Below are 25867 nucleotides of genomic sequence, written 5' to 3' on the forward strand. Positions count from 1 at the left end.
CCCTCCACCGACCGCGCGCTGCTGGGCCGTGAGGGGATCACACCCACTCGACCGGCGGGCAGAGGGGTCCTCCGGCCGCCCTGTCGGGCCTTCCCGAGGGTGGGCCCGTCCGGGGCGCGCGTCAGGCCGGGCGCGCCCCGGACGAACTCCCGCTCACCCTCCGGGAGGCTGTGGCGTAAGTCACACGGCTCGTTCGCCGTGTCACTCACGTCGCCGCCTACTTCTGCTGGCCAGGGCCGCCGACGACCGTCAGTGGGAGCATCTTCTTGCCGGTGGGGCCGATCTGGATGTGGGTGTCCATCTGGGGGCAGACGCCGCAGTCGAAGCACGGGGTCCAGCGGCAGTCGTCGACCTCGACCTCCTCCAGGGCGTCCTGCCAGTCCTCCCAGAGCCAGTCCTTGTCGAGGCCGCTGTCCAGGTGGTCCCAGGGCAGGACCTCCTCGTAGCCGCGCTCGCGGGTGGTGTACCAGTCGACGTCGACGCCGGTGCCGGCCAGGCCCTTCTCGGCGGAGGCCATCCAGCGGTCGTAGGAGAAGTGCTCGCGCCAGCCGTCGAAGCGGCCGCCGTCCTCGTAGACCGCGCGGATGATCGCGCCGACCCGGCGGTCGCCGCGGGAGAGCAGGCCCTCGACGATGCCGGGCTTGCCGTCGTGGTAGCGGTAGCCGATGTTCTTGCCGTACTTGCGGTCGCCGCGGATCGAGTCGCGCAGCTTGGCCAGGCGGGCGTCGGTGGCCTCGGCGGACAGCTGCGGGGCCCACTGGAACGGGGTGTGCGGCTTGGGCACGAACCCGCCGATGGAGACGGTGCAGCGGATGTCGTTCTGGCCGGTGACCTCGCGGCCCTTCTGGATGACGTTCTTCGCCATCTCGCCGATCTGGAGCACGTCCTCGTCGGTCTCGGTGGGCAGGCCGCACATGAAGTACAGCTTCACCTGGCGCCAGCCGTTGCCGTACGCGGTGGCGACGGTGCGGATGAGGTCCTCCTCCGACACCATCTTGTTGATCACCTTGCGCATGCGCTCACTGCCGCCCTCGGGGGCGAAGGTGAGGCCGGAGCGGCGGCCGTTGCGGCTGAGCTCGTTGGCGAGGTCGATGTTGAAGGCGTCGACGCGGGTGGACGGCAGCGACAGGCCGATCTTGTCGTCGGTGTAGCGGTCGGCCAGGCCCTTGGCGATGTCGCCGATCTCGGTGTGGTCCGCGGAGGACAGCGACAGCAGGCCGACCTCCTCGAAGCCGGTGGCCTTGAGTCCGCGCTCGACCATCTCGCCGATGCCGGTGATGCTTCGCTCCCGCACGGGGCGCGTGATCATGCCGGCCTGGCAGAAACGGCAGCCGCGGGTGCAGCCGCGGAAGATCTCCACGGACATCCGCTCGTGCACGGTCTCCGCGAGCGGGACGAGCGGCTGCTTGGGGTACGGCCACTCGTCGAGGTCCATCACGGTGTGCTTGGAGACCCGCCACGGCACGCCCGGGGCGTTCGGCACGACGCGCGCGATCCGGCCGTCGGCCAGGTACTCGACGTCGTAGAACTTCGGCACGTACACGCCGCCGGTGCGGGCCAGCCGCAGCAGCAGCTCGTCGCGGCCGCCCGGGCGGCCCTCGGCCTTCCACTCCCGGACGATCTTCGTGATGTCCAGCACGGCCTGCTCGCCGTCGCCGATCACCGCGCAGTCGATGAAGTCCGCGATCGGCTCGGGGTTGAACGCGGCGTGGCCGCCGGCCAGCACCACCGGGTCCTCGTCGGTGCGGTCCCGGGCCGCCAGCGGGATGCCGGCCAGCTCCAGCGCGGCCAGCATGTTGGTGTAGCCGAGCTCGGTGGAGAAGGAGAGCCCGAACACGTCGAACGCCCGCACCGGCCGGTGGGCGTCCACGGTGAACTGGGGCACGCCGTGCTCACGCATCAGCGCCTCCAGGTCCGGCCAGACGCTGTAGGTGCGCTCGGCCAGGACGCCCTCCTGCTCGTTGAGCACCTCGTAGAGGATCATGACGCCCTGGTTGGGCAGGCCGACCTCGTAGGCGTCGGGGTACATCAGCGCCCACCGGACGTCGCAGGCGTCCCAGTCCTTGACGGTCGAGTTGAGCTCGCCGCCGACGTACTGGATCGGCTTCTGGACGTGCGGGAGGAGGGCCTCCAGGCGTGGGAAGACCGATTCGACAGTCATGAGTACTAGGAACCCTTACGACGTTCGGGACCGCCGCGCGCTCCGCGGGGCGACGGCTGGGAGGGGTGACCCTCAAGGGTAGCCGAACCGCCGTACCCTCCGGCCCGGTCACCCGTGCCGAGGGTGCGCCGAGGGTGCGCCGAGAGCTGCGCCGGGGGGTGTGCCAGGGGGTGTACGGACAGGTCCCGGCACGTGAACGCGGTCCCACCGCGAGCCCACCGCCGGCCCACCGAGGGACCCCTGGGACTGTTGACACGCTCCGAGGCCGCGTGCGGTACTGGCAAGGCTCCACCGGAAGGTCCTGTGCGCCCCCGGGACAAGGGAGTTGGCCGCGCGCGAACCGGCCGTGCCGGGCGGCCCGGCGCGACCCCGCGCCGGACTCCCGCCCGAGGCCCGCGACCGCGCCGCCCCGCCCGCCCCCGAGGACAGGAGAGCCATGACCGACACGGGCCGGCGGACGCGCCGGATCGACAGCCCGTGCCTCGACACCGAGAGCTACCCGACCGTGGCCCGGGCGATCGCCGCGGCCCGCCGGCTGGCCCGCCGCCACCCCGGCCGCTGCCGGGTCCTCGAAGCCGGCCGCTCCCGGGCCGGCCGCCCCCTCGTCCTGCTCTCGGTGGACGACGGCGAGCACAGCGTCCTCGTGGTCGGCGGCCCGCACCCGAACGAGCCGGTCGGCCTGGCCGCCGCCGTCCGGCTGGCCGAGCGGGTCCTGGAGCTGCCGCCCCGCCCCGGGGTCGGCTGGCACGTCCTGCTCTGCCTGGACCCGGACGGCGCCGCGCTCAACGAGGGCTGGCTGAACGGCCCGCTCACCGCGGCCCGGCACTACGAGCACTTCTTCCGGCCCGCCTTCCACGAGCAGCCGGAGCTGCTGCCGCACCCGGACGGCCCGCTCACCCCGATGCCGGAGAGCCTGGTGCTGACCGGGCTGATCGACGAACTCCGCCCGGCGCTCCAGTGCTCGCTGCACGGCGTGGACTTCGGCGGCGCCTTCGTGCAGCTCAGCCGGCCGCTGCCGGCCCTGGCCGGGCGCTTCGCCCGTTCGGCGGCCCGCGGCGGCATCCCGCTGGACGTCGACTCCTACGACGCGCTCGGCTGGCACAGCCCGGCCCCCGGCACCTATCTGATGCCGCCGCCGGGCCGCGGCCACCGGACGCTGCCGGACCGCCCCGAGCTGTCCACCTGGTCGTACACGGGGCGCCACGGCGGGACGACGGCGGTGCTGGAGGTGCCGATGTGGGCGATCGACGCGGTCGGCGACGCCCGCCCGGCGCCGGACGTGCCCGCCGCCGTCGAGGCCTGCGCCGACCGGCTGCGCTCCCGGGTGGCGGAGCTGACCGCCCTGCTGCCGCAGGTGCCGCGGCACGCCGGGGTGGCGTACGGGCCGCTGCTGCGCTCCGTCGAGTTCAATCTGGCGGTCTGCCCGCCGGTGGTGGACGACTGGCTGGCGGACTGGTCGACGGCGCCGCTGTCGGTGTCGCGGGTGACCACCGCCCGGATCGTCGCCGAGCGGCTGCCGCTGCGGATCGCCTCGATGCTGCTGCGGCTGCTCGCGGACTGCGGCGGCCCGGCGGCGGACGCGGCCCGGGCGCGGGCCCGGGGGGTCGCCGCGGCGAGCCTGGAGGGCCTGCAGCGGCTGGGCGCCCGCTGGGTGCCGGTCGAGACCCAGGTCGCCCACCAGACCCGGGCGGTGTTCGCCGCCGCCGACCTGCTGCTGCCCGCCCCGTAGCCCCCGGACGTACGACGAGGGCCGGCCCCCGGGGGGGCCGGCCCTCGCCATATGCGCGTGTGCTCAGGAAGCTCGGGAAGCTCAGGAAGCTCAGGCCGCTATCGGCCGCTGGCTCTGCACCGCCTGGAGCAGCCCGATCGCCACCCAGGTGGAGAACATCGACGACCCTCCGTAGGAGACGAACGGCAGCGGGATGCCGGCCACCGGCATGATGCCCAGGCACATCCCTATGTTCTCGAAGCCCTGGAAGGCGAACCAGGCGACCACCCCGGCCGCCACCACGGTGCCGTACAGGTCGGTGGCCTGGCGGGCGACCCGGCAGCCCCGCCAGAGCACCACGCCGAGCAGCACGATGATCGCCGTCGCCCCGAGGAAGCCCAGCTCCTCGCCGGCCACCGTGAAGACGAAGTCGGTCTGCTGCTCCGGCACGAACTGCCCGGTGGTCTGCGTCCCGTGGAACAGGCCCTTGCCGGTCAGCCCGCCGGAGCCGATCGCGATCCGGGCCTGCGCGGTGTTGTAGCCGACGCCCGACGGGTCGAGCGCCGGGTTGGCGAAGGCCGCGAACCGGTCGATCTGGTACTTGCTCAGCACCCCGAGCTTCCAGATCGCGACGCAGCCGCCGACGCCGGCCAGGATCAGCCCGAACACCCAGCGGTTGGCCGCGCCGGAGGCCAGCAGGATGCCCAGCACGATGACGGCCATCACCATCACCGAGCCGGCGTCCGGCATCAGCATCACGATCGCCATCGGCAGGGTCGCCCAGACCAGCGCGCGGAACACCGCCTTGTTCGCCGGGAACTCCCGCTCCCCGGCGTCCACCTGGTCGGACAGCACCAGCGCCATCGACAGCACGATCGCCAGCTTGGCGAACTCCGCCGGCTGCACGGAGAAGCCGCCGCCCAGCTGGATCCAGGAGTGCTGGCCGTTGATGGTCGAGCCGAGCGGGCTCAGCGTGGCGATCAGCAGCAGGATCACCCCGCCGTACAGGAAGGGCACGACGGTGCGGAAGCGCCGGCTCCCTATCGCTATCACCACCGCGCACAGCACCGCCCCGACCAGCACATTGGTCAGGTGCCGGTACAGGAAGTACTGCGGGTCGCCGTGGGTGAGGGTGTCGCGCCCCCGGGTGGCCGACCAGACCAGCAGCGAGCTGCCGAGCGAGAGGACCACCGCGGCCAGCAGCAGTATCCAGTCGATCCGCCACAGCGGGGAGTCCTTGGCCAGCGCCTTGGGCACCCCGCCGCGCTGCGGGGCGAGCCGCAGCTGGCGGTACGAACCGTAGGAGGTCATGCCCGGCCCCTTCCGGTGGTGGAGCGGGTGGGTTCGACGGCGGCCGGCGCCAGGACGGGCACCGGGACGGCGCCGCCGGGCTGCGCCGGGTCGAGGAAGGCCCGCGCCGCGAAGCCGGTCGCCACCCCGGGGTCGCCGGCCGCGGGGTCGCCGGCCGCGGCGCCGAAGGAGGCCGGCTTGATGATCGCGGTGCCGTCCGGGTTGAACTTCGGCAGCTCGGCCTGCGGCTTGGGCAGCAGCGCCTTGCCCTGGTCGACGTTGCCCTTGTCGTCGACGCCGTACAGCGCCTGGTAGATCCGGCGGATCGCGTCACCGGAACCGCCGGAGCCGGTGCCGCCCTGGCTTATCGTCATGACGACCGCGTAGTCGCGGCTGTAGGTGGTCAGCCACGAGGTGGTCTGCTTGCCCTCGACCTCGGCGGTGCCGGTCTTGGCGTGCAGCTCGATCTTGCCCTGCGGCCAGCCCGCGCCGGTGAACTTCCAGGCCGCGGTGCCGCTGGTGACGACGCCGGCGGTGGCCTGGTCGATGTAGCCGAGCAGCTTCTGGTCGCCGGGCAGCCGGCCGTCCTCGTGCGGGGCGATCTCGCGGACGAGCTCCCCGCCCGGGCTTATCACGGCCTTGGCGACGGTGGGCCGGTAGAAGGTGCCGCCGTTGGCGAGGGCCGAGTAGATCCGGGCCATCTGGACCGGGGTGACCAGGGTGTCGCCCTGGCCGATGGCGAAGTTGACGGCGTCACCGGCGCGCATCTGGTAGCCGTCGACGCAGTTCTCCCGGGCGATCTGGTCGGAGAAGCTGTTGCCGCCCTTCTCCGCCTGCTTGCACCAGGCGTCCTTGTTGTTGTCGTAGAAGGACTGCTTCCACTGCCGGTCGGGCACCCGGCCGGTGACCTCGCTGGGCAGGTCGATGCCGGTCTTGGCGCCGAGGCCGAACTGGTGGGCGGTCTTGAAGAACCAGTCGCCCGGCTCCTTCTTCGGCTTGATGCCGCCGTCCTTCATCCACTGGTCGTAGGCCAGGCCGTAGAAGACGGTGTCGCAGGAGACCTCCAGGGCGCGCTCCAGGGAGATCGCGCCGAAGCTCTCGCTCTCGAAGTTCTTGAACTCGCGACCGCCGATGGTCATGCTCTTCGGGCAGTCGTAGCGGCCGTCGAGCGAGTAGCCGGCCTGGACGGCGGCGGTGGTGGAGATGACCTTGAAGGTCGAGCCGGGGGCGGACTGACCCTGTATGGCCCGGTTCAGCAGCGGGAAGTTGGACTCCTTGCTGGTCAGCGCCTGGTAGTCCTTGCCGCTGATGCCGCCCTGCCACAGGTTGGGGTCGTAGGTGGGGGCGCTGGCCATCGCGACGATCCGCCCGGTGTGCACGTCCATCACGACGGCGGCGCCGGAGTCGGCCTCGTAGTTGCGGTTGGTGACCTTGTCGAAGGTCTTGCGGGCGTCGGACATCGCCTGCGCCAGGTTGTCCTCGACGACCTTCTGCACCCGGGCGTCGATGCTGGTCACCAGGTTGTTGCCGGTCTGCGGGGCGGCCTTGTCGGCGGTGCCGATGACCCGGCCGAGGTTGTCCACCTCCAGCTTGGTGACGCCGGCGGTGCCGCGCAGGTCGCGGTCGTAGACGGACTCCAGTCCGGCCCGGCCGATCTGGTCGGCCGGCAGGTAGCGGTCAAGACCGGTCCTGTCGGCGGTCTTGGAGACCTCCTCGTCGGTGACCGGCGAGAGGTAGCCGAGCACCTGGGCGAGGTTGGCGCCCTCGACGCCGGTGTAGTGGCGTACGGCGGTGGGCTGCGCGGTGACCCCGGGGAAGTCCTCGCGGCGCTCCATTATCTGCATCGCCTGCTGGGTGGTCGCCTCCTTGGTGACCGGGATCGGCTGGTAGGGCGAGCCGTTCCAGCAGGGCTGCGGCGTCTTGGCGTCGCAGAGCCGGACCTTCTCCTGGACGTCCTTGGCGGGCATCCCGAGCACGTCGGCGAGCCGGGTCAGCACCGCCTTGCCGGCGTCCTTCTGCTGGAGCAGCGAGGTGCGGCTGACCGAGACGACCAGCTTGGTCTCGTTCCCGGCGAGCATGCGGCCGGAGGCGTCCAGGATCTCGCCGCGCACGGCGGGTTCGACGACCTCGCGGATGTGGTTGCCGGTCGCCTTGGCGGTGTAGACGCTGGCGTTGCGGATCTGCAGGTACCAGAGCCGTCCGCCGAGGGTGGCGAGCAGCGAGACCACCAGGATCTGCAGCACCACCAGACGGATCGTCACCCGCCGGGTTCGGCCGGTCTCGGGGATGTTGCTCACGTCTCGTGCGCTCCAAAACTGAACAGGGGCGGGCGGGCTGGTCGGGGCAGGCGGGTCAGGGGCGCTTGCCCGCGCCGAGCAGGCGCTTCTTGCGGTATCCCGGACCGGCCGAGGGCTCGCGGGTGGTGCGGTAGCGGGCCAGGCTGCCGAGGCCGGGGCCGCCCTCGTCGTCCTCGGCGACGGACAGCGGGTCCTTGCCGAAGCGGCGGGCGATCAGCATCACGGCGGGCACCACGAAGGGGGCGAGCAGCAGGTCGTAGAGCAGGGCGGTGAGGACGAGCTGGTCGAGCCCGACGTGCCGGGCGGCGGTGTCGCCGACCAGGGCGCCGACCATCGCGTACAGCAGGGTGGAGGCGATCGCGGCGGCGGCGACCACGAGCAGCGCGCTGGAGACGGAGCGCTGCCGGCCGTGCTCGGGGCGGAGCAGCCCGGCGGCGTAGCCCATCAGGCAGAGCACCAGCGCGTAGCGGCCGATGGCGTGGTCGGAGGGCGGGGCGAGGTCGGCGAGCAGGCCCGCCGCGAAGCCGACCAGGCAGCCGCCGGTCGGTCCGTAGACCAGGGCCAGGCCGACGACCACGAGCAGCAGTATGTCCGGGGTCGCGCCGGGCAGTTGCAGCCGGCCGAAGACGCTGACCTGGAGCAGCAGGCCGAGCAGGGTCAGGATCGCGGAGACGGGGATGCGGGCGAGGCGCATGGCTCAGTTCCCCCCAGTGGACGTGGCGGGCGGGGCGGCGGTGGCCGGCGCGGCGGGCGCCGCCGGGGCCTGGCCCTGGGCGGCCGGCGCGGGGGCGGGCGGCAGGACGGCGTCGCGCGGGTCGGTGCGCGGCGGGACGACGACGACGCCGACCAGGTCGAGCCGGGTGAACTGGACGAAGGGCTCGACCAGGACGGTCTTGGTGAGCTGTCCGGGGTTGGCCTCGACCTGGACGACCTTGCCGACCGGGACGCCGGGGACGAACGGGCGGCCGCTCTGCGAGCCGAAGGTGACCAGCCGGTCGCCCTCCTTGACCTGGGCCTTGCCGTTGAGCAGGGAGACCTTCATGGCGGCGGTGCCGCCGCCGGCGGCGAAGCCGATCTCCCCGGTGCCCTCCAGCCGGGTGCCGGCGGTGAAGCCGGGGTCGGAGGCGAGCAGCACGGTGGCGGTGGTCGGGGCGACGGTGGTGATCCGGCCGACCAGGCCCTGGCCGTTGATGACGGTCATGTCGCGGGTGAGGCCGTCGTCGCTGCCGGCGTCGATGGTGATGGTCCAGGAGAAGCCCTGGGCCGGGCCGATCGCGATGGTCTGGGCGGCCTTGACGGTGTAGCCGCCGGCGCCGGCGGTGCGCAGCAGGTCGTCGAGCTGCTTGGTGCGGCCGCCGGCCATGTCGGAGGAGGCCAGTTTCTGCCGCAGTTCGGTGTTCTCGCGGGCGAGCTGGTCGGTGCGGCCGCTGTTCGAGGCGGCGTCGCGGAAGGCGCGGACGGTGTCGGCGACCGGGTCGACGGCGCTGGCGGCGCCGTGTTCGACCGGGCCGAGGGCGGCGGCCGCGGCGCGCCGGGCGCCGCCGAGCGGTGAGCTCTCACCGCCCTTGATGTCGACGGTGATCAGCGCGAACGCGACGGCCACCAGAAGGATCAGCAGCAGCCGGCTCTCTCGGGTGTCCTTCACGGTGCTGGTACTGCCCCTTCGTACCCCTGGCCGCCGGCCCGGGCTGTGGACCCGGGCGGGGGCCCGTCAGTTCGGCTGGTGTGTCGGTTCTGCTAACGGCGCGGTGCGGCGTCGAGTACCTGCTGGAGCGCCTCGAACTCCTCGACGCACTTGCCGGATCCGAGCGCGACGGAGTCCAGCGGGTTCTCGGCGATGTGGATCGGCATGCCGGTCTCCCGGCGCAGCCGCTCGTCCAGGCCGCGGAGCAGGGCGCCGCCGCCGGTGAGCACGATGCCCCGGTCCATGACGTCGCCGGCCAGCTCGGGCGGGCACTGGTCGAGGGTGGTCTTGACCGCGTCGATGATCGAGTTGACCGGTTCGTCGATGGCCTCGCGGACCTCGGCGGCGGAGATGACGACGGTCTTGGGCAGGCCGCTGACGAGGTCGCGGCCGCGGATCTCGGCGTGCTCGTCCTTCTCGCCCTCCAGGCCGAAGGCGGAGCCGATGCTCATCTTGATCTGTTCGGCGCTGCGCTCGCCGAGGAGCAGCGAGTACTCCTTCTTGATGTGCTGGACGATGGCGTTGTCCAACTCGTCGCCGGCGACCCGGATGGACTGCGCGGTGACGATGCCGCCGAGGGAGATGACGGCGACCTCGGTGGTGCCGCCGCCGATGTCGACGACCATGTTGCCGGTGGGCTCGTGGACCGGGAGTCCGGCGCCGATGGCGGCGGCCATCGGCTCCTCGATGATGTGCACCTGGCGGCAGCCGGCCTGGAGGGAGGCCTCGATGACGGCGCGGCGCTCGACGCCGGTGATGCCGGAGGGGACGCAGACGACGACCCGGGGGCGGGCGAGGAAGCGGCGGCGGTGCACCTTGAGGATGAAGTAGCGCAGCATCCGCTCGGTGATCTCGAAGTCGGCGATCACGCCGTCCTTGAGCGGGCGGATGGCCACGATGTTGCCGGGGGTGCGGCCGATCATCTTCTTGGCCTCGGAGCCGACGGCGAGGATGCCGCCGGTGTTGGTGTTCACCGCGACCACGGACGGCTCGTTGAGGACGATCCCCTTGCCCCTGACGTACACCAGCGTGTTGGCAGTTCCGAGGTCGATCGCCAAGTCGCGGCCGATGAACGACAGGTTGCTCGCCATGGGGTGTGGGTGCCTTCCCGGGCTCGGAGTCTTGTGGGGGTGGACGGTGTGCGCGCCCACCGAGATGGGCGGCGACCAGCTGAGCTGCCTTACCGGGCCCTTGAGTCGCGTCCATCGTAGTCACGCCGTTCGGCACGGACGTCGACGTGGGGCATGCCGACCATTGTCCGGGGCGTGATCGCTTCTCCGGGCATTGGGACGCCGTGTCGGAGGGCCTGGTTCCCTATTTCCCGATAAGAATGCCCCGGCCGGGCCAATGGTCCCGGCCGGGGCACTCCGAAGGTCCCGGTGCCCGCGGGGTCAGGCGTGGGCGGGGAAGAAGATCTTGATCTCGCGCTCGGCGGACTCGACCGAGTCGGAGGCGTGGATGAGGTTCTCGCGGGTGATGGTCGCGTAGTCGCCGCGGATGGTGCCGGCCCCGGCCTCCAGCGGGTTGGTGGCCCCGGCCAGCATGCGGATGCCGGCGACGACCTCCTCGCCCTCGACGATCAGGGCGAGCGACGGGCCCGAGGTCATGAACTCCAGCAGCGGCTCGTAGAACGGGCGGCCGACGTGCTCCGCGTAGTGCTGCTCCAGCGTCGCCCGGTCGAAGGTGCGCAGCTCGACCGCGGCGAGCCGCCAGCCGGCCTTGCGCTCGATGCGGCTGATGATCTCGCCGGCCAGGCCGCGCTTGACGGCGTCGGGCTTGAGCAGGACGAGAGTGCGCTGGGACACGGGTGTCTCCTGGGAATTCGGGGTAGGCGCGCACGCGGATCGGCACGCACGCGCGATTCCGCGTGCGCCGTGCGGCTACCGCAGAGGTTACCTTGCGTGAGCGAACGCCCCGGACCCCGCCCCGGACCCCGTCCGGGGCGGTCTCAGACGGCCGCGGCGGCGGCCCGGGCGGCCTTGATCTCGTCGATCTTCCGGCCGTAGTGCACCGAGCACCACCAGAGGCCGGCGAAGATCACGCCGAGCACGAACATGGTCGGCACGACGAGGCCGCTGGCGATCAGCCCGAGCTGCAGGGCCCAGCCGACGGCCACCGCGCCGGGGCGGGTGATCATGCCGCAGAGCAGGACGCACAGCACCATGGCGATGCCGCTGACCGTCCACAGGGCGCCGGTGGACACGTCGGAGAGCTGCATCGCGACCAGGGCCGCGAAGAGCACCACGAGGGCCTCGCCGATCAGCGTCGAGGAGCAGAGCGTCCTCATCGTCACTTCCTCCCGAGCAGCAGGCGGGCCTCGCCCACCGTGATGACCGATCCGGTGACCAGCACCCCGGCGCCGCCGAGGTCGCCCTCCTCCTCGGCCAGGGTGACGGCGGCGGTGATGGCGTCGTCGAGGCGGGGCTCGACCTGGACGCGGTCCTCGCCGAAGATGTCGACCGCGAGCGCGGCCAGCGCGTCCACGTCCATCGCCCGGTGGGTGGAGTTCTGGGTGATCACGACCTCGGCGAGGAGCGGCTCGAAGGCCTCCAGCAGGCCGGCCACGTCCTTGTCGCCGCTGGTGCCGATCACGCCGACCAGCCGGGTGAAGCCGAAGGACTCGCCGATCGCGGCGACGGCGGCGCGGGCGCCGTGCGGGTTGTGGGCGGCGTCCAGGAGGATCGTGGGGCTGCGCCGGACGACCTCCAGCCGGCCCGGGGAGCTGACGCCGGAGAACGCCTGGCGGACCTTGTCGACGTCGAGCTGCCCGCCGCGGGCGCCGCCGACCCCGAAGAACGCCTCGACGGCGGCCAGGGCGAGGGCCGCGTTCTGCGCCTGGTGCTCGCCGTGCAGCGGCAGGAAGACGTCCTCGTACTCCTCGCCGCCGATCCCGCGCAGCGTCACCAGCTGGCCGCCGATCGCGAGCTCGCGGCGGATCACGCCGAACTCCATGCCCTCGCGGGCGACCGTGGCGTCCACCTCGACGGCGCGCCGCAGGATGGTCTGGGCGGCGTCGAGCTGCTGCTGGGCGACGACGGCGACGGCGCCGGCCTTGATGATCCCGGACTTCTCGACGGCGATCTCGCCGGTGGTCCCGCCGAGCTTGTCGGTGTGGTCCAGGCCGATCGGGGTGATCACGGCGACCCCGGCGTCGATGACGTTGGTGGCGTCCCAGGAGCCGCCCATGCCGACCTCGACGACGGCGACGTCCACCGGCGCGTCGGCGAAGGCCGCGTAGGCCATGCCGGTGAGCACCTCGAAGAAGGACATCGCGACGGGCTCGCGCTCGTCGACCATCCGCACGTAGGGCTCGATGTCGCGGTAGACCTCGACGAACCGCTCGGCGCTGATCGGGGCGCCGTCCAGGCTGATCCGCTCGGTGACGCTCTCCACGTGCGGGCTGGTGTAGCGGCCGGTGCGCAGCTCGAAGGCGCCGAGCAGCTGCTCGATCATCCGGGCGGTGGAGGTCTTGCCGTTGGTTCCGGTGACGTGGATGGAGGGGAAGGACCGCTGGGGCTGGCCCAGGATGTCCATCAGGGCCTCGATCCGGTCGAGCGAGGGCTCCAGCTTGTTCTCCGGCCAGCGCTCGGAGAGTTCCACCTCGACGTCGTGCAGGGCGTCGCCGGTGGCGCCGTCGGCGGGGCGGATGGTGTACGGGTTCGGGTCGGCCTTGTCGCTCACGAGCACAGTCTACGGAGCCCGGGCGGGGTTCAGGCTCCGGACCTGGCCTCCGGGACGCCCGTGGGGGTGCCGCCGTGCCGGCGGCGCAGTTCGGCGGTGATCTCGGCCAGCTCGCCCTCCGGCAGCAGCGGCAGCATCATCGCCACGCCCTGGAGCAGCCCGCCGAGCAGGAAGGTGGTGTCGGGGGTGGCGGCGACCAGGCCGCGGACCTCCGCCACCTCGCCGGCCGCGACGGCCTCGATCAGCCGGGCCGCGTCCGCGCCGTCCTCGTCGACGAGCACCGCGCCGGTGTCGCGCGGGGCGCGCCGGGCCATCGACCGCAGCACCCGGTCGCCGACCTCGGGCGCGTAGGCCTTGCGGACCGCCTCGGCGGCGATCCAGGTGAGCAGCGTGGTCACCTCGCGCTCGACGTGCTCCGCCAGCAGCCGGTCCAACGCGTCGTCGAACGCGAGCTGGTTGCCGTGCCGGAAGGCGAGCAGCAGGGTCGCCGCCCGCGCTTTGGCCTCCTCGACGGCCTCGGCAGGCAGTTCGTCGGCCAACACCTGGGTCACCACCACGCCCATGCCCTCCCGTCGCTCCTGACTTTCCGGAACTCGAAGCACACCGTACACATCCGACCTGCAAAGTTCCGCGAACTCGCGCGGGCAAGACCTGAATGAATTCGAGCGGAATAGGACCTCACCCGGTCCAGGATGAATATTCGCCGGAAGGGAGCAACGGATTGGGCTATTGGGAGGCCTGATGACCCGACCGATTACCCGACGTCCGGAAAAACGGAGGAGCCGCACCCCGGCTCGGCGGGGTGCGGCTCCGGTGGAACCGTCGGCGGGTCAGCCCTGCGGCAGCGCCGCCAGCTGGGCGGTGATCCGGGCGATGTCGGCCTCGGCGGCCTCCTGGCGGGTCCGGATCTTGGCGACCACGTCGTCCGGCGCCTTGGCGAGGAACGCCTCGTTGCCGAGCTTGGCGGCGGTCTGGGCCTTCTCCTTCTCGGCCGCCGCGAGGTCCTTGGCCAGGCGCTTGCGCTCGGCCCCGACGTCGATCGTGCCGGACAGGTCGAGCGCCACGGTGGCACCGGCGACCGGCAGCGAGGCGGTGGCCGCGAAGCCCTCCTCCGGCACGGTCAGGCGCAGCAGCGAGCGGATCGCGTCCTCGTGGACGGCGAGCACGGTGCCGGCCAGGTCCAGGCGGGCCGGGACCTTCTGGCCCGGCTTCAGGCCCTGGTCGGTGCGGAACCGGCGCACCTCGGTGACCACCCGCTGCAGCGTGGCGATCTCCGCCTCGGCGGCGGCGTCACGGAACCCGCTGTCCTGCGGCCAGTCGGCGATGACGACCGACTCGGCCCCGGTCAGCGTGGTCCACAGCGTCTCGGTGACGAACGGCACGATCGGGTGGAGCAGCCGCAGCGTGACGTCGAGGACCTCGCCGAGCACCCGGCGCGCGGCGTCGGCCTGCGGGCCGCCCTTGGCCAGGGTGGTCTTGGAGAGCTCCACGTACCAGTCGAAGACCTCGTCCCAGGCGAAGTGGTAGAGCGCCTCGGATAGCTTGGAGAACTGGTAGTCGTCGTAGAGCGCGTCCACCTCGGCGACCGTGCTGTTCAGCCGCGACAGGATCCAGCGGTCGGCCGCCGTCAGCTCCTCCGCCGCGGGCAGCGGGCCCTCGACGGTGGCGCCGTTCATCAGCGCGAACCGGGTCGCGTTCCAGATCTTGTTGGCGAAGTTGCGGGCCGCCTGGACCCAGTCCTCGCCGATCGGGACGTCGACGCCGGGGTTGGCGCCGCGGGCCAGCGTGAACCGCAGCGCGTCCGAGCCGTACTTGTCCATCCAGTCCAGCGGGTTGACCACGTTGCCGAAGGACTTCGACATCTTCTTGCCGTTCTGGTCCCGGACCATGCCGTGCAGCGCGATGGTGTGGAACGGCGGGGTGCCGTCCATCGCGTAGAGCCCGAACATCATCATCCGGGCGACCCAGAAGAACAGGATGTCGTAGCCGGTGACCAGGACGGAGTTCGGGTAGAACTTCGCCAGGCTCTCGGTCCGCTCCGGCCAGCCGAGCGTGGAGAACGGCCACAGGCCGGAGGAGAACCAGGTGTCGAGGACGTCGGTGTCCTGGTGCCAGCCCTCGCCGGTCGGCGGCTGCTCGTCCGGGCCGACGCAGACGATCTCGCCGTTCGGGCCGTACCAGACCGGGATCCGGTGGCCCCACCACAGCTGGCGCGAGATGCACCAGTCGTGCAGGTTGTCCACCCAGTCGAAGTAGCGCTTCTCCATCTCCTGCGGGTGGATCTTGACCCGGCCGTCCCGGACGGCGTCGCCGGCCGCCTGGGCCAGCGGGCCGACCTTGACCCACCACTGCATCGACAGCCGCGGCTCGATGGTGGTCTTGCAGCGCGAGCAGTGGCCCACCGAGTGGACGTACGGGCGCTTCTCCGCGACGATCCGGCCCTCGGCGCGCAGCGCGGCGACGATCGCCGAGCGGGCCTCCAGCCGGTCCAGGCCCAGGAACGGGCCGTGTGCGGTGATCACCGCGTGCTCGTCCATCACCGCGATGTTCGGCAGGCCGTGGCGCTGGCCGATCTCGAAGTCGTTCGGGTCGTGCGCCGGGGTCACCTTGACGGCGCCGGTGCCGAACTCCGGGTCGACGTGCTCGTCGGCGACGATCGGGATCCGGCGGCCGGTCAGCGGCAGCTCGATCTCGGTGCCGACCAGGTGGCGGTAGCGCTCGTCCTCCGGGTGGACGGCGACCGCGGTGTCACCGAGCATCGTCTCGGCGCGGGTGGTGGCGACGACGATGGCGTTCTCGCCCTCGCCGTAGCGGATCGAGACCAGCTCGCCGTCGTCGTCCTGGTACTCCACCTCGATGTCCGAGATGGCGGTCAGGCAGCGCGGGCACCAGTTGATGATCCGCTCGGCGCGGTAGATCAGCTCGTCGTCGAAGAGCTTCTTGAAGATGGTCTGGACGGCCTGCGAGAGGCCCTCGTCCATGGTGAAGCGCTCGCGCGACCAGTCGACGCCGTCGCCGAGCCGGCGCATCTGGCCGGAGATCTGGCCGCCGGACTCCGCCTTCCACTGCCAGACCCGCTCGACGAACGCCTCGCGGCCCAGGTCGTGGCGGGACTTGCCCTCCTTGGCGAGCTCGCGCTCGACGACGTTCTGGGTGGCGATGCCGGCGTGGTCCATACCGGGCTGCCACAGCGCCTCGTACCCCTGCATCCGCTTGCGGCGGACCAGGGCGTCGATCAGCGTGTGCTCGAAGGCGTGGCCCAGGTGCAGCGAGCCGGTGACGTTCGGCGGGGGGATGACGATGGTGTACGGGGGCTTGTCGCTCTTGGCGTCGGCGGTGAAGTAACCGCGCTCTACCCAGCGCTCGTACAGCTCGCCCTCTACGTCCGCCGGAGCGTAGGTCGTCGGGAGGGTGGCTGCGTCGTCCCCGGCGGGTGTGTTCGCGGGGCGCTGGTTCGTGGTGTCGGTCACGACGGACAGTTTACGTACCCCGGGAGCCCGGTTACGAACGCCTTTCACCCGCCGGGGCACCGGGCGGCCGGACGACGAGGGCCCCGGTGCCGCCGCGGAGGCGGTACCGGGGCCCTCGTGCCGATGGGGCTCAGGCGCTCTTGTCGCGCCGCTCCCGCTTGATCATGTCGCGCGGCACCAGGGTCGGGATGGCGTGCTTGGAGACGACGTCCCCCGTCACCACCACGCGGGCGACGTCCTGACGCGAGGGCACCTCGTACATCACGGACATCAGCACCTCCTCCATGATGGCCCGCAGACCGCGCGCGCCGGTGCCCCGCAGGATCGCCTGGTCGGCGATGGCCTCCAGCGCGTCCCGGGAGAACTCCAGCTCCACGCCGTCCAGTTCGAAGAGCTTGCGGTACTGCTTGACCAGCGCGTTCTTCGGCTCGGTGAGGATCTGCAGGAGCGCCTCGCGGTCCAGGTTGTGGACGCTGGTGATCACCGGCAGGCGGCCGATGAACTCGGGGATCATGCCGAACTTGACCAGGTCCTCGGGCATCACCTGGCGGAAGTGGTCGCTGGCGTCCAGCTCCCGCTTCGAGCGGATGTTCGCGCCGAAGCCGATGCCCTTGGCACCCGCCCGGCCCTCGATGATCCGCTCCAGGCCCGCGAACGCGCCGCCCACGATGAACAGCACGTTGGTGGTGTCGATCTGGATGAACTCCTGGTGCGGGTGCTTGCGGCCCCCCTGCGGCGGCACCGAGGCGGTGGTGCCCTCCAGGATCTTCAGCAGCGCCTGCTGCACGCCCTCGCCGGAGACGTCCCGGGTGATCGACGGGTTCTCGCTCTTGCGCGCGACCTTGTCGATCTCGTCGATGTAGATGATCCCGGTCTCGGCCTTCTTGACGTCGTAGTCGGCCGCCTGGATCAGCTTGAGCAGGATGTTCTCGACGTCCTCGCCGACGTAGCCGGCCTCGGTCAGCGCCGTGGCGTCGGCGATCGCGAACGGCACGTTCAGCATCCGGGCCAGGGTCTGCGCGAGCAGCGTCTTGCCGGAGCCGGTCGGACCGAGCAGCAGGATGTTGGACTTCGCCAGCTCGATGGCGTCCTCGCGGCCGTTCCCGCCGCTGCGGCCGGCCTCTCCGGCCTGCACCCGCTTGTAGTGGTTGTAGACCGCCACCGACAGCGCCTTCTTGGCGAGGTCCTGGCCGACCACGTACTGGTCCAGGAACTCGTAGATCTCGCGGGGCTTCGGGAGCTCCTCGAAACGCACCTCGGAGGTCTCGGCGAGCTCCTCCTCGATGATCTCGTTGCACAGGTCGATGCACTCGTCGCAGATGTACACGCCTGGGCCGGCGATCAGCTTCTTCACCTGCTTCTGCGACTTGCCGCAGAACGAGCACTTGAGCAGGTCGCCACCGTCTCCGATGCGTGCCACGAGGTGCTTCCCCTTCGCCAGGGGCCCCGCGGGGTTTCCGGGGCCTGGTGCTGTGGACCGTCGACGCCGACGGCGATCGGTCTCGCTATCCGACGGTACTCTGCCGAGCCGCCGATTCCGCCCTCTTCGTCGGGTCTGCCCTACGCCCTGGGCGAATTGATACCGAACAGATGCCGTCGGAGCAGCCGCCGGTGTGCACAGGGCGGGGCGCGCGAGCCGGTCGCGCGCCCCGCCCCGCTCCCCCTGGTCCTGGGACGGACCGCGGGGGTGCCGGCCTCAGGAGGTCAGCGAGGCCTTGCGGGTCGAGATGACCAGGTCGACCAGGCCGTACTCGACGGCCTCCTCGGCCGTGAGGATCTTGTCGCGCTCGATGTCGTCGCGGACCTGCTCGACGTTGCGGTTGGAGTGCTTCGACAGCATCTCCTCCAGCTGCTCGCGCATCCGGAAGATCTCCCGGGCCTGGATCTCCAGGTCGGAGACCTGGCCGCGGCCGGTCTCGGTGTACGGCTGGTGGATCAGGATGCGGGCGTTCGGCAGCGCCATCCGCTTGCCGGGGGTGCCGGCCGCGAGCAGCACGGCCGCCGCCGAGGCCGCCTGGCCCATGCAGACGGTGGTGATGTCCGGCTTGACGTACTGCATGGTGTCGTAGATCGCCGTCAGCGCCGTGAAGGAGCCGCCGGGCGAGTTGATGTACATCTGGATCTCGCGGTCCGGGTCCATCGACTCCAGGCACAGCAGCTGCGCCATGATGTCGTTGGCCGACACGTCGTCCACCTGGGAGCCGAGGAAGATGATGCGCTCCTCGAACAGCTTGGCGTACGGGTCGTACTCACGGATGCCCTGCGAGGTGCGCTCGACGAAGCGCGGGACGATGTAGCGGCCCTCCGCGCGCATGTCCTCGACGCGGGCCTTGGCGGCCGACAGGCTGGGGATGTTCATGGGTGTTCTGGTCCTCCGGAGCGTTGTGGCTGTGGTCTCGTGGGCCCGGGGCGGGGCTCAGGCGCCGGTGCCGCCGCCGCCGGGAACGTCCGCGGCACTGTGCATGATCGCGTCGATCAGGCCGTACTCCAGGGCCTCCTCCGGCGTGAACCAGCGGTCGCGGTCGGAGTCCTGGGTGATCTGCTCGAAGGACTGGCCGCTGTGGAAGGCGATCAGCTCGGACATCCGCTTCTTGGTGCGGAGCAGCTGCTCGGCCTGGATGCGGATGTCGGTGGCCGAACCGCCCAGACCGGCGGACGGCTGGTGCATGAGGATGTTGGCGTTCGGGAGCGAGAAGCGCTTGCCCTTGGCGCCGGCGGTCAGCAGGAACTGGCCCATCGAGGCCGCCATGCCCATCGCGATCGTGACGACGTCGTTCTTGATGTACTGCATGGTGTCGTAGATCGCCATGCCGGCCGAGATCGAGCCGCCCGGGGAGTTGATGTAGAGGAAGATGTCCTTGTCCGGGTCCGCGGCCAGCAGCAGCAGCTGAGCGGTGATCTTGTTCGCGATGTCGTCGTCGACCTGCTGGCCGAGGAAGATGATCCGCTCGTTGAGCAGCCGGTTGTAGACCTGGTCGCCGAGGCCGCCCAGCACGTCACCAGAGGCGGCGTGCGGCGCCATCGGGCCGGGCATCTGCATCTGCGGGTACGTCACTTAGCCACCTGCTCAGTCGATTTGGACGGTCGCTCCACGGCCGTCACGGTGTCGCACAGCTTCCGGGTATCACGTCGTGATTGTTGCTGTCCATGGACCCTAACGCGCAGGCCGGGCCGCAGAATCCCTCACGCAGAACTGTTCGCTGTGAGCGCAGGGTTCACGGCCCGCGACGGCACCGGGCCCGGGAACACGGCGGGCGCCCCGGAAACACGGCGCGGGAACACGGCGCGGGAACACGGCGCGGGAACACGGCGGGCCCGGACGCCTGACGGCGTCCGGGCCCACTGTCGTGCCTCAGAGCTGGTGAGGCGACCGCGGCGATCAGGCCTCGGTCTTCTCCTCGGCCTCGGCCTCGGCGGCCGGGGCCTCGACGGTCTCGGCCGACTCGTCGGCCTCGTCGTCGTCGAAGTTGATCTCGTTGCCCTCGGTGTCGACGACCTTGGCGGCCTCGACCACGGTGGCCAGCGCCTTGCCGCGGGCGACCTCGCCGACCAGCAGCGGCACCTGGCCACCCTGGACGACCTGCTGCGCGAACTGGTCCGGGGTGAGGCCCGAGCCGGCGGCGCGGCGGATGAGGTGCTCGGTCAGCTCCTCCTGGGAGACGTTGAGCTCCTCGTCGGCGACGATCTGGTCCAGGACGAACTGGGTCTTGATGCCCTTCTTCGCCTGCTCCTCGGTCTCCGCGAGGTACTCCTCCTCCGACTTGCCCTGGGTCTCCAGGTAGGCCGGCAGGGTGAGGCCCATGGGCTCCAGCTGGTGGTGCTCGAGGTTGTGCTTGCGGGTCTCGATCTCGTCCTTGAGGAGCTTCTCCGGGAACTCGATCTCGACCAGGCCGAGCAGCGCGTCCAGCACCTTCTCCTGGGCCTGGGTGGCCTGGTCGTACTCCTTCATGCGCTCCAGGCGCTTGCGGGAGTCGGCCTTCAGGTCCTCCAGGGTGTCGAACTCGCTGGCCAGCTGGGCGAACTCGTCGTCCAGCTCCGGCAGCTCCTTCTCCTGGACGGCGGTGACCGTGACGGTGACCTCGGAGGTCTTGCCGGCCTGGGTGCCGCCCTTGAGCTCGGTGGAGAAGGTGGCGGTGCCACCGGCCTCCAGGCCCACGACGGCGTCGTCGATGCCGTCGATCAGACGGCCCGAGCCGATCTCGTAGCTGACACCGGTGGCGGTGCCGTCCTCCGGCACCTCGCCGTCGACCTTGGCCTCCAGGTCGACGACGACGATGTCACCGGCGGCGGCGGCGCGCTCGACGTCCTTGACCGAGGAGAAGCGCTCGCGCAGCTGCTCCAGGGACTTGTCGATGTCCTCGTCGGAGACCACGATCGGGTCGACGGTGACCTCGATGGTCGAGAAGTCCGGAAGGGTGATCTCCGGACGGACGTCCACCTCGGCGGTGAACTTCAGGTCGCCGCCGTCGGCGATCTTCTCGACACCCTCGATGTTGGTGATGTCGGGCTGGCCGAGGACCTCGATCTTGCCCTCGTCGACGGCCTGCGTGTAGAAGCGCGGGAGGGCGTCGTTGACGGCCTCCTCCAGCACGGCGCCACGACCGAAACGCTGGTCGATGACCCGGTTCGGGATCTTGCCCTTGCGGAAGCCCGGGACCGAGACCTGCTGGTTGATCTTCTTGTACGCCGCGTCGAGGCTGGGCTTGAGCTCCTCGAAGGGCACCTCGACGGTGAGTCGAACCCGGGTCGGGTTCAGAGTCTCGACGGCGCTCTTCACGGTTTGGTCTCCTATGGGCTTGCGGTCAGGTTGCCTACACCCTCCCCGGACGACCGGCCGGAGCCGGGTTCGGTCGAGTCGGGCGAGACGGGCGATGGGCGGTTGGAGCTGCATCTCCCGTGGGGGGTGGACGGTGAGCGTGACTCCTCGCCCTCGTGCGGTTGACCTGGGTGGACGCCACAGGGACTACCGCCAGCGCCCCATCCTACCGGTACCACGAAAGGCCGACGCCAGGCCGACGCCGCCGGGGGGTGTCCGGGGCCTCCCCGGGGGCCTCCCGACGGTCCGGAGGCGATCCGTCGGCGGGTCCCGCCAAGGGGGCGCCCGCCCGGGGTGTGGCGTGCGGCACAGACTTCCGTCTCCGGCGCCCTTCCGGGTCCGGCGCCCTTCCGGGTCCGGCGCCCTTCCGGGTCCGGCACCCTTCCGGGTCCGGCACCAACGACAACAGGGCCCCGCCGTGGGCGAGACCCTGCGCACTGTCGGGGTGGCCGGATTCGAACCGACGGCCTTCCGCTCCCAAAGCGGACGCGCTACCAAACTGCGCCACACCCCGTGGTGCCGAGAGGAAGCGTACACGCCGGGCCCTGCCGGATCGGCGAGATATTCCGAGCCCTTCACCGGGAACGGGTGTGCGCGCGACCGACCGGACCAGGTACGCTGTTCCCGACCTTCCGTCCGATGACGGCCGGGGGATCGCGCGGGCGTAGCTCAATGGTAGAGCCCTAGTCTTCCAAACTAGTCACGCGAGTTCGATTCTCGTCGCCCGCTCCACAGAACGGCCCCGAGGGATGCTGAGCATCCGTCGGGGCCGTTCGCGTTCCACCGCACCGTCTGTCGGACCGGGCGGCCGGGGCGTCAGAGTCCGAGCCGGGCCGCGCGGGCGGCGGCCCTTTCCAGCAGCCGGTGCACATCGGCCTGCCGGGTGGCGGGCCGGTCGTTGAACTCGTCCGGGGAGCTCACCCGGCGGCCGGTGGCGTGCAGCACCTCCATCAGCTGGACCCGGGCGGTGCGCACGGTGACCGGGGTGCCGAAGCCGTGGGCGAGCACCGCGGCCTGGGCGCCGAGCAGGCAGACCCGCCCGGCCGAGTCCCACATCGCCCCCTGCAGCCAGCCGTGCGCGGCGATGTAGCGGGAGGCGAGGCCGAGGTGCTCGGCGGCGGTCACCGGGACGGGCCGGGCCGGACGGCGCAGCGCCCGGTCGAGCAGGGTCGCGCGGGGCGGGGCGTGGTCGGCGTACCAGGGCCGGAGCACCGAGCCGAACGGGCAGACATAGGGCGCCGGGGTGCGCGCCGGGGCGGGCAGCGAGGCCAGGTACGCCTCGATCTCGGCGACGAGCCCGGAGGCGTCCGGGGTGAGCAGCGGCGCGGGCGGGGGCTGCGGTGCGGTGCGGGGCATGCGGGGTTCTCCAGGCGGTGCCGGTGGTGTCCGCTACCCAAAGTGGTGCATTCAGAACATTTCCGCGACCGGAGCGACGGGCCACCTACGCCGGACCCGCCGAGGTCGGGGGCGCACGGGCCCGGGCGCGGGCGAGCGGTTTCCCGGGGGGCCTCCGGGCCGATAGCCTCGGCGGCGTTCGAGAGCAGTTCGACAGATGGCGGCGCGAGACGATTCGAAGCCGTGAGCGGAGGAGTCCCCGTGCGCCCGCAGGACCGACTGGCCGTCATACAGCGCTGCGTGGTCCGGGAGACGGCCCGGCTCGGACAGGTGTTCACCGTGGACGGCGAGGTGGTGCGCGGTCCGGGCACCAGCGCGGTGGCGGTCCGCGAGCACCCGGGCGGCGAGGGCAGCGGGCACGTCGACCTCGGCTGGGTCATGGAGTTGGGCCGGGCGGACGCGCCGGTGGTGTGGGACTGCACGGCGGGCCTCGGCAAGACCGAGGAGGAGAAGCTCGACAACGCGGTGCGGATGTGGGCGACCACCACGGCGAGCGCGATGGTGGAGCTCCAGGAGGGCCGCGGCGCGCACGGCGACCACGCCGACCACCCCGAACTGCCCGGCTGGCACGCCGTCCAGGGGCCGGCGGCGGTGTTCGGGTTCGGCAACGAGCGGCTGGCGGCCTGGCTGGCCGGGAACCGGGTGGTTCCGGCGCTGGCGCCGGCTCTGCTGCCGGAGCTGGCCGGGCCGGGCGGGCGTCGTCCGCACGGGGTGAAGCTGTTCCTGGGCGGCCGCGCGGGGGACGACGTGGCCGAGGTCAGGATCGACGGCGAGGTCAGCGAGGCGGCCTCGGCGGCGCTGCGCGCGCTGGACTGGCCGCGCGGCGAACGGCTCTGCTGGGCGCGGTTGTTCGTCCTGCTGACGGCCCACGGGGAGCCGGTGGCACCGGCGACCGCGCCGGCCGGGGCCGACGGAGTCGTGACGGCCCGGCCGGCGGCCGCGGCGGCGGCACGCCCGCGAGGCCTGTTCGCCCGGTGGCGGCAGGCGAGACGCGCCGACCGCTGACCGGCGCCGGCCGCGAGGGGCCGGCGGTCCGGGTCAGCTGGCGATGCCGGAGATGGACTTGGCCACTTGGCTCAGGAAGTCCTGGATCGGCTTGGCGGCCGTGCTCTGGTTGAGCATGAAGCCGAACAGGGCGGCCAGGATGAAGTGCCCGGTCTTCAGCTGCTTCTGGCGGATGAAGATGAAGCAGATGATGCCGAACAGGACCAGCGCGGAGACGGAGAGTGCCACCCGGACTCACTTCCTCGTTTCATAGCGGGGCGCCACCGGCTGACGACCCCTGTGAAGCCGGACCCCGGCCTGTCCGACGGTCCCGAGGCGGAACAGCAGATCGTCCGGCGCGTCGAGGCCGGAGGGGAAGACGTCCGGAACGGCCGCACGGTATCCGTCGTGCCGCATCTGACGCCCCCATCCCCCGAATCCTGAGCAGTCCCGCCCGGACTCAGTGTGGTCGACCATGCCGATTGCGTAAAGGTCTGACTGTCTGTCGAACGCCGACATCCTGCGATGCGAGACGAGTTTCCGCCGACCGGGAGGATAGTCGAGACATCCTGGCGGATTGTCGGCGGGGCGGCGCTGAGCGGCCGGGAAACGTACCGGGGGTAGGACCGGAACCGGCAGGTCCGGTCCGCCTCCGGGGTGCCGGAATTGGCCGAAGATCAGCTCCGGGACTTGACAGCAGCTGCCGTTGGCACGTGCCACCGCACGGGGCCGCTCGGCCTTGGCGGTCGGACCGACGGCCCGGCGGGCGGCCGCCGGTCAGTCACGCCAGAGCAGCAGGACCGCGCGGTCGTCGTTGATGTCCCGGGCGACCGTCTCGATCAGCCGGGACGCCGCGCCGCCGACACCGCCGGGGCCGCCGCCCGGCACCAGCCGGTCCGCCTCGCCCATCAGCCGGTCCATGCCCTCGGAGAGGTCCCGGCCGGGCGCCTCGACCATGCCGTCGGTGCACAGCATCAGCACGTCGCCGCGGTTCAGCCGACCCCGCACGCCCTCGAACTTGGCGCCGTCGTAGATGCCGAGCGCCGGGCCCTCCAGCGCCTCCTTGGTCTCCCAGCGGCCGGCGCCCGCCAGCCGCTGCATCCCGGGCAGATGGCCGGCCGAGAGCAGCTCGTACTCGCCGGTGTCCAGGTCGAGCACCAGGTGCACGGCGGTCGCGAAGCCCTCCTCCCAGGACTGCCGCAGCAGATAGCCGTTGGCGGCGGGCAGGAAGTCGTGCGCCGGCAGCGAGCCGAGCAGCCCGCCGAACGCGCCGGAGAGCAGCAGCGCCCGGGAGCCCGCGTCCATGCCCTTGCCGGAGACGTCCGCGAGGACCACCTCCAGCACCCGCCGGCCGGGGCCGGTGCGGTCGGCGACCACGAAGTCCCCGGAGAAGGACTGCCCGCCGGCCGGGCGCAGCGCCATGTCGGCGTGCCAGCCGTCCGGCAGCCGGCTCTGCACCCGCAGCCGCTCGCGCAGGTCGAAGAGCATCGTGGAGCCGCCCCACCAGGGCACGCCGACCCGGCTGCGGAACTGGGCCAGCAGCAGGCCGCCGACCCCGGCCGCGCCGACCACCAGGGCGGCGCCGGGGGTGACCCCGTAGGTGTAGGACTCGGGATGGTCGCTGGCCACCCGCTGGCCGGTGTGGATGACCGACTCGGCGGACAGCCCGAGCGCGGCCAGCGCGTACAGCACCACCAGCGAGCCCGGGCGCAGCAGCAGGGCGGCCGCCAGGATCGGCAGGACCAGCGCGGTGGGCGGGGCCCAGGCGGGCCACCACACGTTGAGGGCGATCAGCAGCGGCACCAGCAGGGCCAGGGCGCAGAGCACCGGCCAGTCGGCGGCGCCGCCGCGGAACCAGTCGACGGCGGCCGTGCGCAGCCTTCGGCGGACCCGGCGGAGCCTCTTGCGCAACCGGGCCGTCACGGGGTCGGACGCCGGGGTGGCGCCGGGCCTCGTCGCAGTCGTCTGGGGCGGTGTGCCCGGCGGTCTGCCAGCCATGGGGACCGACCATATCCAGCGGTCCCGGTCGGCGTCGACGCCCGTGACCGCTGCGGTGAGGTGCTGGCGCGGGCGCGTCAGCGGGTTTCGGCCGATTGCGGCGGGCGGCGGCCGGGACGTCAGGAGGCGTACGGGCGTGGGGCGTACGAACCGCCCGGGCGGCGCACGCGCCCCGTGCGGGGGCGCTCGGGCGGTGTGCGCGCCAGGGTGCGCGCTGTGTCCGATCACACAGCGATCACACAGGTGCCGTCCAGGTGCCGTCCAGCTGCCGCACGGCCGGTTCCGGGGGCCCCCGCGCGCGCCGAGGGGCGGGACGGCGAGCGGGCGGTGCGGCGAGAGGCGGGCGGCGCGGCGGGCCCGGAACGCGGCGACCCGGTCAGGGC

The 25867-nt window shown here is 71.9% G+C and carries 20 protein-coding genes and 2 tRNA genes; 3 read left to right on the plus strand and 19 right to left on the minus strand.

Annotation, left to right across the window (positions count from 1 at the left end; genetic code table 11):
* Positions 1-217: 217 nt before the first annotated feature.
* Positions 218-2161, minus strand: coding sequence for a TIGR03960 family B12-binding radical SAM protein (locus ACFP3U_RS30830; protein ID WP_380229025.1), 1944 nt, complete (start codon positions 2159-2161; stop codon positions 218-220).
* A 436-nt stretch (positions 2162-2597) separates the two neighbouring features.
* Here ACFP3U_RS30830 and ACFP3U_RS30835 point away from each other — a divergent pair, with 436 nt between their 5' ends.
* Positions 2598-3890, plus strand: coding sequence for a M14 family zinc carboxypeptidase (locus ACFP3U_RS30835; RefSeq protein ID WP_380229026.1), 1293 nt, complete (start codon positions 2598-2600; stop codon positions 3888-3890).
* Between the two features lie 90 nt (positions 3891-3980).
* Here ACFP3U_RS30835 and rodA read toward each other — a convergent pair whose 3' ends face one another.
* From rodA to ACFP3U_RS30910, 15 genes are all read right to left on the minus strand, one after another.
* Positions 3981-5180 (minus strand): rod shape-determining protein RodA, encoded by a 1200-nt coding sequence (gene rodA / locus ACFP3U_RS30840; RefSeq protein WP_380229028.1) that lies wholly within the window; start codon positions 5178-5180, stop codon positions 3981-3983.
* On the minus strand, positions 5177-7456 hold the full coding sequence (mrdA, locus tag ACFP3U_RS30845; RefSeq protein WP_380229029.1) for a penicillin-binding protein 2: 2280 nt from the start codon (positions 7454-7456) through the stop codon (positions 5177-5179). Before mrdA ends, rodA begins: the two co-directional genes overlap by 4 nt.
* A 55-nt stretch (positions 7457-7511) precedes the next feature.
* Positions 7512-8150 carry a rod shape-determining protein MreD gene (mreD, locus tag ACFP3U_RS30850; protein WP_380229030.1) on the minus strand — a complete coding sequence of 213 codons (639 nt, stop codon included), beginning with the start codon at positions 8148-8150 and terminating at the stop codon, positions 7512-7514.
* Positions 8151-8153: 3 nt separating this feature from the next.
* Positions 8154-9101 carry a rod shape-determining protein MreC gene (mreC, locus tag ACFP3U_RS30855; RefSeq protein ID WP_380229031.1) on the minus strand — a complete coding sequence of 316 codons (948 nt, stop codon included), beginning with the start codon at positions 9099-9101 and terminating at the stop codon, positions 8154-8156.
* Between the two features lie 92 nt (positions 9102-9193).
* The gene (locus ACFP3U_RS30860; protein ID WP_030309693.1) at positions 9194-10219 is read right to left on the minus strand and encodes a rod shape-determining protein; all 1026 of its coding nucleotides are present in this window, start codon (positions 10217-10219) and stop codon (positions 9194-9196) included.
* 312 nt (positions 10220-10531) lie between these two features.
* On the minus strand, positions 10532-10945 hold the full coding sequence (ndk, locus tag ACFP3U_RS30865) for a nucleoside-diphosphate kinase (RefSeq protein ID WP_030309691.1): 414 nt from the start codon (positions 10943-10945) through the stop codon (positions 10532-10534).
* A gap of 143 nt (positions 10946-11088) precedes the next feature.
* Positions 11089-11427 carry a DUF4233 domain-containing protein gene (locus ACFP3U_RS30870; RefSeq protein ID WP_380229032.1) on the minus strand — a complete coding sequence of 113 codons (339 nt, stop codon included), beginning with the start codon at positions 11425-11427 and terminating at the stop codon, positions 11089-11091.
* Between the two features lie 2 nt (positions 11428-11429).
* On the minus strand, positions 11430-12788 hold the full coding sequence (folC, locus tag ACFP3U_RS30875) for a bifunctional tetrahydrofolate synthase/dihydrofolate synthase (protein WP_380229041.1): 1359 nt from the start codon (positions 12786-12788) through the stop codon (positions 11430-11432).
* A 62-nt stretch (positions 12789-12850) separates the two neighbouring features.
* Positions 12851-13384, minus strand: coding sequence for a hypothetical protein (locus ACFP3U_RS30880; RefSeq protein ID WP_380229033.1), 534 nt, complete (start codon positions 13382-13384; stop codon positions 12851-12853).
* A 267-nt stretch (positions 13385-13651) separates the two neighbouring features.
* On the minus strand, positions 13652-16291 hold the full coding sequence (locus tag ACFP3U_RS30885; RefSeq protein WP_380229034.1) for a valine--tRNA ligase: 2640 nt from the start codon (positions 16289-16291) through the stop codon (positions 13652-13654).
* 130 nt (positions 16292-16421) lie between these two features.
* A complete protein-coding gene (gene clpX / locus ACFP3U_RS30890) occupies positions 16422-17711 on the minus strand; it encodes an ATP-dependent Clp protease ATP-binding subunit ClpX (protein WP_350569305.1) in 1290 nt (429 codons plus the stop codon).
* Between the two features lie 276 nt (positions 17712-17987).
* On the minus strand, positions 17988-18650 hold the full coding sequence (locus ACFP3U_RS30895) for an ATP-dependent Clp protease proteolytic subunit (protein ID WP_030309674.1): 663 nt from the start codon (positions 18648-18650) through the stop codon (positions 17988-17990).
* A gap of 57 nt (positions 18651-18707) precedes the next feature.
* Positions 18708-19325, minus strand: a complete 618-nt coding sequence (locus tag ACFP3U_RS30900; protein ID WP_051770719.1) for an ATP-dependent Clp protease proteolytic subunit — start codon at positions 19323-19325, stop codon at positions 18708-18710.
* A gap of 345 nt (positions 19326-19670) precedes the next feature.
* Complete coding sequence (gene tig, locus ACFP3U_RS30905; protein WP_380229035.1) at positions 19671-21068, minus strand: trigger factor; 1398 nt, start codon at positions 21066-21068, stop codon at positions 19671-19673.
* Positions 21069-21547: 479 nt separating this feature from the next.
* Positions 21548-21621 (minus strand) — tRNA-Pro (locus ACFP3U_RS30910).
* A gap of 144 nt (positions 21622-21765) precedes the next feature.
* On the opposite strand from ACFP3U_RS30910, the gene ACFP3U_RS30915 reads away from it, so the two are divergent.
* A tRNA-Gly gene (locus ACFP3U_RS30915) sits at positions 21766-21839 on the plus strand.
* A gap of 84 nt (positions 21840-21923) precedes the next feature.
* Here the strand turns inward: ACFP3U_RS30915 and ACFP3U_RS30920 are convergent.
* On the minus strand, positions 21924-22463 hold the full coding sequence (locus tag ACFP3U_RS30920) for a DUF6197 family protein (RefSeq protein ID WP_380229036.1): 540 nt from the start codon (positions 22461-22463) through the stop codon (positions 21924-21926).
* 240 nt (positions 22464-22703) lie between these two features.
* On the opposite strand from ACFP3U_RS30920, the gene ACFP3U_RS30925 reads away from it, so the two are divergent.
* Positions 22704-23507 carry a DUF6348 family protein gene (locus tag ACFP3U_RS30925; RefSeq protein ID WP_380229037.1) on the plus strand — a complete coding sequence of 268 codons (804 nt, stop codon included), beginning with the start codon at positions 22704-22706 and terminating at the stop codon, positions 23505-23507.
* 33 nt (positions 23508-23540) lie between these two features.
* On the opposite strand, the gene ACFP3U_RS30930 is transcribed toward ACFP3U_RS30925, so the two are convergent.
* Entirely contained in the window at positions 23541-23735 is a 195-nt protein-coding gene (locus ACFP3U_RS30930) for a hypothetical protein (RefSeq protein ID WP_380229038.1), read from the minus strand.
* A 528-nt stretch (positions 23736-24263) separates the two neighbouring features.
* Positions 24264-25397: a PP2C family protein-serine/threonine phosphatase gene (locus tag ACFP3U_RS30935; RefSeq protein WP_380229039.1), complete on the minus strand. Its 1134-nt coding sequence runs from the start codon at positions 25395-25397 to the stop codon at positions 24264-24266.
* Positions 25398-25867 lie beyond the last annotated feature (470 nt).

The organism is Kitasatospora misakiensis, from assembly GCF_042656005.1.
Taxonomy (GTDB): domain Bacteria; phylum Actinomycetota; class Actinomycetes; order Streptomycetales; family Streptomycetaceae; genus Kitasatospora; species Kitasatospora misakiensis.

Excerpts from the sequence above, each read along its gene's own strand:
- ACFP3U_RS30895 (WP_030309674.1), bottom strand. The coding sequence starts at position 18,650 with ATGAACATCCCCAGCCTGTCGGCCGCCAAGGCCCGCGTCGAGGACATG.
- ACFP3U_RS30920 (WP_380229036.1), bottom strand. The coding sequence starts at position 22,463 with ATGCCCCGCACCGCACCGCAGCCCCCGCCCGCGCCGCTGCTCACCCCG.
- ACFP3U_RS30870 (WP_380229032.1), bottom strand. The coding sequence starts at position 11,427 with ATGAGGACGCTCTGCTCCTCGACGCTGATCGGCGAGGCCCTCGTGGTG.
- ACFP3U_RS30900 (WP_051770719.1), bottom strand. The coding sequence starts at position 19,325 with ATGCCCGGCCCGATGGCGCCGCACGCCGCCTCTGGTGACGTGCTGGGC.
- ACFP3U_RS30830 (WP_380229025.1), bottom strand. The coding sequence starts at position 2,161 with ATGACTGTCGAATCGGTCTTCCCACGCCTGGAGGCCCTCCTCCCGCAC.
- mreD (WP_380229030.1), bottom strand. The coding sequence starts at position 8,150 with ATGCGCCTCGCCCGCATCCCCGTCTCCGCGATCCTGACCCTGCTCGGC.
- ACFP3U_RS30880 (WP_380229033.1), bottom strand. The coding sequence starts at position 13,384 with ATGGGCGTGGTGGTGACCCAGGTGTTGGCCGACGAACTGCCTGCCGAG.
- rodA (WP_380229028.1), bottom strand. The coding sequence starts at position 5,180 with ATGACCTCCTACGGTTCGTACCGCCAGCTGCGGCTCGCCCCGCAGCGC.
- ACFP3U_RS30835 (WP_380229026.1), top strand. The coding sequence starts at position 2,598 with ATGACCGACACGGGCCGGCGGACGCGCCGGATCGACAGCCCGTGCCTC.